General features: G+C 48.0%; 2 rRNA genes. Both read left to right on the forward strand.

What is annotated here, in order from left to right:
• Positions 1 to 478, forward strand: a 23S ribosomal RNA gene (locus DRW42_RS28445); the annotation flags it as partial.
• 144 nt (positions 479 to 622) lie between these two features.
• A 5S ribosomal RNA gene (gene rrf, locus DRW42_RS28450) occupies positions 623 to 739 on the forward strand.
• The last annotated feature ends 4 nt before the right edge of the window (positions 740 to 743 follow it).

Genomic DNA, 743 nt, shown 5'->3' on the forward strand with positions numbered 1-743 from the left:
CTCAACGGATAAAAGCTACCCTGGGGATAACAGGCTTATCTCCCCCAAGAGTTCACATCGACGGGGAGGTTTGGCACCTCGATGTCGGCTCATCGCATCCTGGGGCTGTAGTCGGTCCCAAGGGTTGGGCTGTTCGCCCATTAAAGCGGTACGCGAGCTGGGTTCAGAACGTCGTGAGACAGTTCGGTCCCTATCCGTCGCGGGCGTAGGAAATTTGAGAGGATCTGTCCTTAGTACGAGAGGACCGGGATGGACATACCGCTGGTGTACCAGTTGTTCCGCCAGGAGCATCGCTGGGTAGCTAAGTATGGATGAGATAAACGCTGAAAGCATCTAAGTGCGAAACTCACCTCGAGATAAGATTTCCCATTACGTAAGTAAGTAAGATCCCTGAAAGATGATCAGGTAGATAGGATGGAAGTGGAAGTGCTGTGAGGCATGGAGCGGACCATTACTAATCGATCGAGGACTTAACCAAGTAGAGAAAACGTGAGTTTTCGGTGAAAGAGATAAATGATATCTAGTTTTGAGAGAATAAAATNCCAAGTAGAGAAAACGTGAGTTTTCGGTGAAAGAGATAAATGATATCTAGTTTTGAGAGAATAAAATCTCAAGTAAATAGTGCGGTGATGATGGCACGAAGGATACACCTGTTCCCATTCCGAACACAGAAGTTAAGCTTCGTAACGCCGAGAGTAGTTAGAGGAACGCCTCTTGCGAGGGTAGGAAGTCGCCGTGCGATA

The sequence above is a fragment of the Pedobacter miscanthi genome, from assembly GCF_003315595.1.
Classification (GTDB): Bacteria; Bacteroidota; Bacteroidia; order Sphingobacteriales; family Sphingobacteriaceae; genus Pedobacter; species Pedobacter miscanthi.